Here is a 6,345-nt window from a genome sequence, read left to right as displayed (position 1 = left end):
TGACTTAGAATTTATTCCAAGACCCAAATCTTTCAACTCTAAATTATTCTATCAACAATATGAAGACCCTATCGACTATCCACTAATTTCAATGATTCAAAGGGGATTTGCGGAAATCAATGATCGTATAAAAAATAATGAAAAAAATATAGAAGACGAAACTCTTCTTTATTCATCGATCTTGGGCTTAATTTATACAACAGGTCTTCGTCCAGTGCAATTGGCAAAGTTATCTGCGAGCGATATACGAGTTGATACTACTCATGAACATGATCAATTTCATCGTTACAGTATCTTAATCCCTTATGCTAAACAAATACGGTATGCATATGACAAGATAGCAGTAAAATTTCCAGAAGAGATCGCAGAAATAATTTTAGCATATGTTAAAAGGTTTAATTTACAGCCAAAAGATAAATTATTTAATTTAGGCGAAAATTCTGCACGTTTTTGCTCAATTGCTATAAATAACCAGTTATTCCAATTTTCGCCTAAACTTTATCAAAATGCTGTGCTTAGTGGAGAATTGCTACAAGAGAAATATTCTTTCTCTGATTTTAGACATCATGTTGGTTACAGCTTAGCAATGGCTGGTGCTTCAGCAGAAGAAATCTCTTATATTCTTGGCCATTCAGTTTTAGTCACAGCTCGACATTACATATACTCTACTCCTGCTTTAGCGCAAATTAGAGCGAATGCATTAGGGAAAAATCAATTATATAAACAAATGATAGCCATGTTACTGACAGGTCGGCTTATTGATAAAAATAAGTGGCAGCATAAAAAAGTTTTAGGGAATATTGGTGGGAAAATTCATTATGACATTGGTGGATGCAGTTATGAAGAAAAATGTTTGTTTCAGCCAGTTCGTAACTGCTATGGTTGTATGTACTTTCATCCTTTTATTGATGCTGATCATGCAGATGTATTAAAAAGTATACAAAATGAGATTAATGATTTAATCCGGCTATCTGATGGAATAGGTGTCTCAAGAAATCCATTAATAAGAGTTCATGAGTCTACCAAATTTGAAATTGAGTCAGTGATTGCACGCTGTGAAGTTTTTAAACAAGGTGGAATTAATGAAAACTAATTCATACGATTACTTTATTAATGAGCAAAAAGAATATTTTGATAAAAATATAAAACCAAATTTTAAAGGTGAATGGGAGGATCCTATTTGGTACGGAGGAACTATTGGCTCAGGTTGGCTTTTATCTCGAAGTGGAAAAACACATTTTAATTTCGAAAACATGGGGAAAATAAAAGGCTTAAATAAAAGTATTATTAAAAAAGAATTTCAGATCTTTATAAAATCAGTACTTATTTTAAGTTATAGAAAATCAAATTCCAATGCATCTCCACAAAAACTTTATGCTGAGTTTTTAATTTTAAAACGCTGGTATAGTGCATTGTACAATAAAGACCCTAGAAAAACTCATCCATCCTATTTAACTACTTTAATTTTAAATAAATCTTTTGAAGCTTTAACAGAAAATAATGATAAAAAAGGATTCTCTGATTATGCAACAACGTATATTAGACTGCAAACCATATTAAACCACTATAATTTTACAAAAAAACCTTTAGAATTTTCAAACAACTACATAAATATTAATCGATTTAACCGAACGCCTAAAGCCTTAAAAACAAAATCACTACTTGATAAATTAGTAATTGATGAAGATGAGCTTGATGATAGTAAGCTAATCTCTATTAGAACATTTATTAATATTGTTTCTTTAATTAATTTATGTCAATCCACCGGTGAAAAAATTGCTCTAAATTTACTATTAATGTTAATTGTAACGGGTTTGCGGTCTACAGAAATTTTTCTTCTTAAAGTTGATGCATTAATAAAGCATCCTATTCTTGATCCAATTACTAAAAAACATTTAACTTTAGATGGAGTGAAGCAATTTACACTAGGTATACAGTACTATGGAGCCAAGGGAGCTGGTCAAAGAATACATTGGATTGATCCATTATCCGCACGATTAGTAGAGCAAATATTTAAATCAGTTTTAGAGCTTACAAAGGATTACAGAGAAAATATCTTATATATTCGATCTAAAGGATTTTGTAACTTATTGCCTAAATCATTAGATGATACTTTAACAGAGTATGTTGAAGTAGATGAGCTAATTGGTTCTGTATTTGGAGTAAAAGATAAAACTAGAGGTCGAGCTGGTCAGCGTGATGTTGTTGTAAAAACCTTAAAAAATGTTCCTTTATATAAAGAAATTAAAGACGGTAAAGAAATTAAAAAATATTACTTAAAAAAAGATATTGATAGTTTTATTAAATCTTTAACTAAATCTGATTCAGAAAATTTATTCCACCATATATTCAACTATGAAGGTGAAAAGATAAAAATTCCTTTTGAAGATTTACTTTTTATACACGAATACAGATCAATAAACTTAGAAAGATCTTTTATAAATAAAACAAATATCATTCCATTTAATGCATTAGTTATTAATGGTTTTCTTGGAAATACTCTAAATACTTCTGTTTTTAAAAAATATAAACTATTTGAAGATAGTCAAGAGTATTCAAAGATAACTACGCACATACCACGTCACAATATCAATACTTTCTTAGCTCTAAGCGGGTTAGCAGAACACCTTCAAGCAATGCTTATGGGGCGTATTGATATTAAACAAAATCAATATTATCAACATTTGGCCCTAAAACAATCTAGAATTGTATCCAGCATATCAAAAAAACATGAACTATCTAGCTATGAAGAAGAAATTGAAGTAAGACCTATCAATCCACTAGAATCTATTCAGAATGATGGATTAATGTTCTTTTCTGATAAACTTGATATTGAAAATAATTTGAAGATGAATTTACAAACTTTTGATTCGAAGAATGAAGTTGCTAAATATATAAAAAGTTCTTTTTTTGATGAGTATTTTCAAGATATTTCAAAATCATTTAATGAAATAGTGAAAAAAGACATTTCAGAAGCTGAATCCTTACTTCTATGTCATGCTTATCTACATCCTTTACCGTTTGGTGCTTGCACCAGAGCAATCTCAACACATGAATGTCCTAAACGCATAGCCTGTCAATCTGGAGAAAAATGTGGAAATTTTGTTTTAACGGGGCGTATAGGCGAACTTGATGCCTTAACCCAACTCATCATAAAGCTATCAAAAGAATACAAAAGTTTAAAAGAGATTATTAAAATAGATGAGACATATAGTGAAATGTTTGAAGTATTAGAACAAAAAATGATTTTTCTTAAGAATTTAAAAGAAAAAGCATTAGGCCGATTGAATCATTTAACTCCATTTCCAGTATTTCCATACAATGAACAGCTAAATAAATTGCCTCATACTTTGAGCGAGTTATTTGCTATTGAGCAAAAAAAGATTGAAACTAAGGAATCTTAACTTATGTTACGTGGTAAGCAATTAGATGAAGTCATTGAGCAAGAACTGCAAATGATGCTGGTCGAAGGATTCGAAAAATCTCCAATCTGCCACAAAACTTTACATATACGCCTTAAAGCTAAAGGTTACATATCTGGAGGGCTAAGTACATTAAGTTCACCTGATAGGAAAAGACTTATTTGTCTTTATATGTCGGAACAAATCTCACCCTTAAATTTAAAGTCAAAAGAAAAACAACTGTATGTGAATAAAAAAACTAGATTAGCGTTAGCCAACACTAATAAAAAATTACGCATACAAATTAATGATTTGGAATGTCAACTTCATCAAAACACTGAAACTTTAATAGACATCATTGAAGAGATAAAACTTAAAACTAATTTAAAAGTGGACCACCTACTGGCTCCTCATCTTTTAAAGGATTATTTATCGAAAAACTGATATAAGAAGGAATCAGAGATACACAGCTACTTTACAATAGGTTAAGTATTATTCATCAATAATGTTTAAGCTCTAATTTTTAATTCATAAGATTTTTAACAAATCTAACTCCTCATCTTCTACTGTCTTTTCACCTTTTTACGACTGAACCATGAGCTTCAAAATTTTCTTTGTAGGATAGTTAAATTTATATAACTTAATAAGAACATATATACCAACCCTGCTTATCATCCCATATAACTCGTCCTGACTCTAATGGTGTCTGCTTATATAAAACATTTGGTCCTGATGAGATTTGATTGAAATTATTCAACCAGCCTTTGATATTGATTTTCAGATTCGCATGATCATTTGAAAAACTTTCTAAACTAGCGATGATCAAACCATCAACTTGACGATAAGTTGACTGCCCTAGAACAATAGTTCCTGTAAATTCAGATAGTCTTGCATTTTTACAAATCGTTTGACCAATATCTTTTGGTTCAGGAGCATTGGTTATGAGATTTCTTTCATAGTTATTTTTCAATTGTTGTTGTTCAAGTTTGTATTGTTCAATAGCTTGCTTTTTCTTATTGTCTTCAATATTTTTCTTCGACTGATATGCAGTCACAACACGATAGACTTCATCATCCGAAATAACCATTGTTTTAAGGGTGACAAAGTTCAAAGGCTGCCCCATTCCTCCAATACGAGATGAAATAGGTTCAATCGAGATATTCCATGGTGTTTTTGCTGCGCATTTGAATGTACCTGTGGCTGAAACGAACCGTTGATTATTCAAAGCAGAAATATGTGTACCGCTCAAGTACTGGAACAGGCTCTTAGACATTTGAAAGAAACGACCATCTTGGCTAGCACATAAATTACTCATATAGGTATAAGGAATTAAGGCATCGGGTACAGCATCTTCAAATAAGTATTTCTTACCATTTCCGTCTTTACCGTTTAGAGACTTAGAATTAATTAAATGATTTGGTGTGTTATAAGCTTTTACATCACTAGGCTTAATTGAGTTAACTGTTACACATCCTGCAAATGGTAAACATATGCTTAGAAAAGTAAATAAATTTATATTTTTCATTTAGATGATCCACAAGAATACATAAAACCAAATATTTTTACTATTATTTAGTAAAGTAAGATTAGCACAAAAGAGGATTATAATCCCCTAAAATATTAATTGAAATTACGATGTCTTAAATTTGGAGTTATGTTTTTATGTCTAAATTCCCAGATGACTACCGAATGACGCCTGAAGAAATTGAAGAATTACGTCAAGATACTAAGAATGCCCAGAAATCAGCTGCATATTTAGCATTGCTAAGTCAGATAAGACCATTCGACTTATCAAAAGTAAAACAGCTACAAGATGTTGAGTAGGAAGAGACAGTAAAGATAAATAGAAAGATGAAATGAAAGCTTAAAAGACCTCATTTCGTAATACAAAAAGACAAGAGTACAAAAACACGAAAGCTCGGACATATCTTGCCGAGCCTCGGAATTGGGGTTGCCTACTCTCATAGGTACTCCCTGTTGACTAAGCTATACCACTTTCATTGATCAGTCAAATACATAAGTGATGTATAAATTTACTTGTTACTGAAAATAGAACGAACTCTTACTCAGACTTTTGGTAATAAAGTTTGAGGCTCAACTTCAAGCATGTGTGCAATTTCATAAAGCTTTAGGACTGTGATATTGACTTCACCTCGTTCAATTCGACCAAGATAACTACGATCAATATTACAAAGTAATGCTAATTTCTCTTGGGTAATTTTTTGATCAACCCTACATGTGCGAATCGCATGCCCAATTTGTTGTGCTAAATCGTTCATAAGTTCTATTCCCATAAAGAATAGAACTATTCATTTTTGAGGACTAAGTATCCACGGCTTATAATCCTCATCAATCATAGGGTTCATAAATATTCAATAAACCATTGAATCAATGATAAATTATTATCCTTTAAATGTTAACCACAGCAACTTTCTTTAATACGATTAAACATAAGAATAAAAAATGGATTATAATCCTCATTTTTGCCGTACAATTCAAATGGACGAAATTAAGCATGTGCTTAAATCAGAATTTCTTTTGCTGATTGAGAATGAATTTTTTCTTACATGGTACAAACCCAAAGATCTTTGGATAAGATTCGGGAATCAATCTCAAGCAATTAAATGGCAGGTCTACTCTCTTATACGAGATTTAGAGAGATTTGGGTATGTACGAAAAAAATATGATGAATCTGGTAATTTTTATTATTCAGAAACTGATAAACTGGCTGAATTTAGAATCATTCACTGTAAGGAGAAAGCTGTAAGAGTATTAGCTGAGAAGCTCAAATTGATTGAACTTGAAAAAACCGAAAGAGTTATGGAAATACAACTAACTGCAGAACTCAGCAATCAACTTCCTGATATCAATTATTGTCTTAAAAACTATATAAAAAACATTCAAGATGTTTTAATAGAATTAGAATATAAAAAGAAAATTATAT

The 6,345-nt window shown here is 30.9% G+C and carries 7 protein-coding genes; 5 read left to right on the top strand and 2 right to left on the bottom strand.

Annotated elements, in window-relative coordinates; all coding sequences use genetic code 11:
• From GBI66_RS19045 to GBI66_RS19035, 3 genes are all read left to right on the top strand, one after another.
• Window positions 1-1,093, top strand: a 1,093-nt coding sequence (locus GBI66_RS19045; protein ID WP_151717174.1) for a site-specific integrase, incomplete at its 5' end; no start/stop codon positions are given.
• Entirely contained in the window at window positions 1,083-3,404 is a 2,322-nt protein-coding gene (locus tag GBI66_RS19040; RefSeq protein WP_151717173.1) for a hypothetical protein, read from the top strand. The genes GBI66_RS19045 and GBI66_RS19040, both read left to right, overlap by 11 nt.
• 3 nt (window positions 3,405-3,407) lie before the next feature.
• On the top strand, window positions 3,408-3,845 hold the full coding sequence (locus tag GBI66_RS19035; protein WP_151717172.1) for a hypothetical protein: 438 nt from the start codon (window positions 3,408-3,410) through the stop codon (window positions 3,843-3,845).
• Window positions 3,846-4,041: 196 nt separating this feature from the next.
• On the opposite strand, the gene GBI66_RS19030 is transcribed toward GBI66_RS19035, so the two are convergent.
• Window positions 4,042-4,926: a hypothetical protein gene (locus GBI66_RS19030; protein ID WP_151717171.1), complete on the bottom strand. Its 885-nt coding sequence runs from the start codon at window positions 4,924-4,926 to the stop codon at window positions 4,042-4,044.
• Window positions 4,927-5,063: 137 nt separating this feature from the next.
• Between GBI66_RS19030 and GBI66_RS19545 the strand changes: the two genes are divergently transcribed.
• Entirely contained in the window at window positions 5,064-5,225 is a 162-nt protein-coding gene (locus GBI66_RS19545) for a hypothetical protein (RefSeq protein WP_171494346.1), read from the top strand.
• A gap of 242 nt (window positions 5,226-5,467) precedes the next feature.
• Here the strand turns inward: GBI66_RS19545 and GBI66_RS19025 are convergent, their stop codons facing one another.
• Window positions 5,468-5,680 (bottom strand): helix-turn-helix domain-containing protein, encoded by a 213-nt coding sequence (locus GBI66_RS19025; protein WP_151717170.1) that lies wholly within the window; start codon window positions 5,678-5,680, stop codon window positions 5,468-5,470.
• 184 nt (window positions 5,681-5,864) lie between these two features.
• Between GBI66_RS19025 and GBI66_RS19020 the strand changes: the two genes are divergently transcribed.
• Window positions 5,865-6,345: hypothetical protein (locus GBI66_RS19020; RefSeq protein ID WP_228267310.1), on the top strand; the 481-nt coding region annotated here is incomplete at its 3' end.

It is taken from the genome of Acinetobacter sp. TUM15071 (assembly GCF_008980925.1).
Classification (GTDB): Bacteria; Pseudomonadota; Gammaproteobacteria; order Pseudomonadales; family Moraxellaceae; genus Acinetobacter; species Acinetobacter dispersus.
The sequence above is the reverse complement of the archived record's forward strand: the minus strand, read 5'-3'. Positions and strand labels throughout refer to the sequence as shown.

Excerpts from the sequence above, each read along its gene's own strand:
- GBI66_RS19040 (WP_151717173.1), top strand. The coding sequence starts at position 1,083 with ATGAAAACTAATTCATACGATTACTTTATTAATGAGCAAAAAGAATAT.
- GBI66_RS19035 (WP_151717172.1), top strand. The coding sequence starts at position 3,408 with ATGTTACGTGGTAAGCAATTAGATGAAGTCATTGAGCAAGAACTGCAA.
- GBI66_RS19030 (WP_151717171.1), bottom strand. The coding sequence starts at position 4,926 with ATGAAAAATATAAATTTATTTACTTTTCTAAGCATATGTTTACCATTT.
- GBI66_RS19545 (WP_171494346.1), top strand. The coding sequence starts at position 5,064 with ATGTCTAAATTCCCAGATGACTACCGAATGACGCCTGAAGAAATTGAA.
- GBI66_RS19025 (WP_151717170.1), bottom strand. The coding sequence starts at position 5,680 with ATGAACGATTTAGCACAACAAATTGGGCATGCGATTCGCACATGTAGG.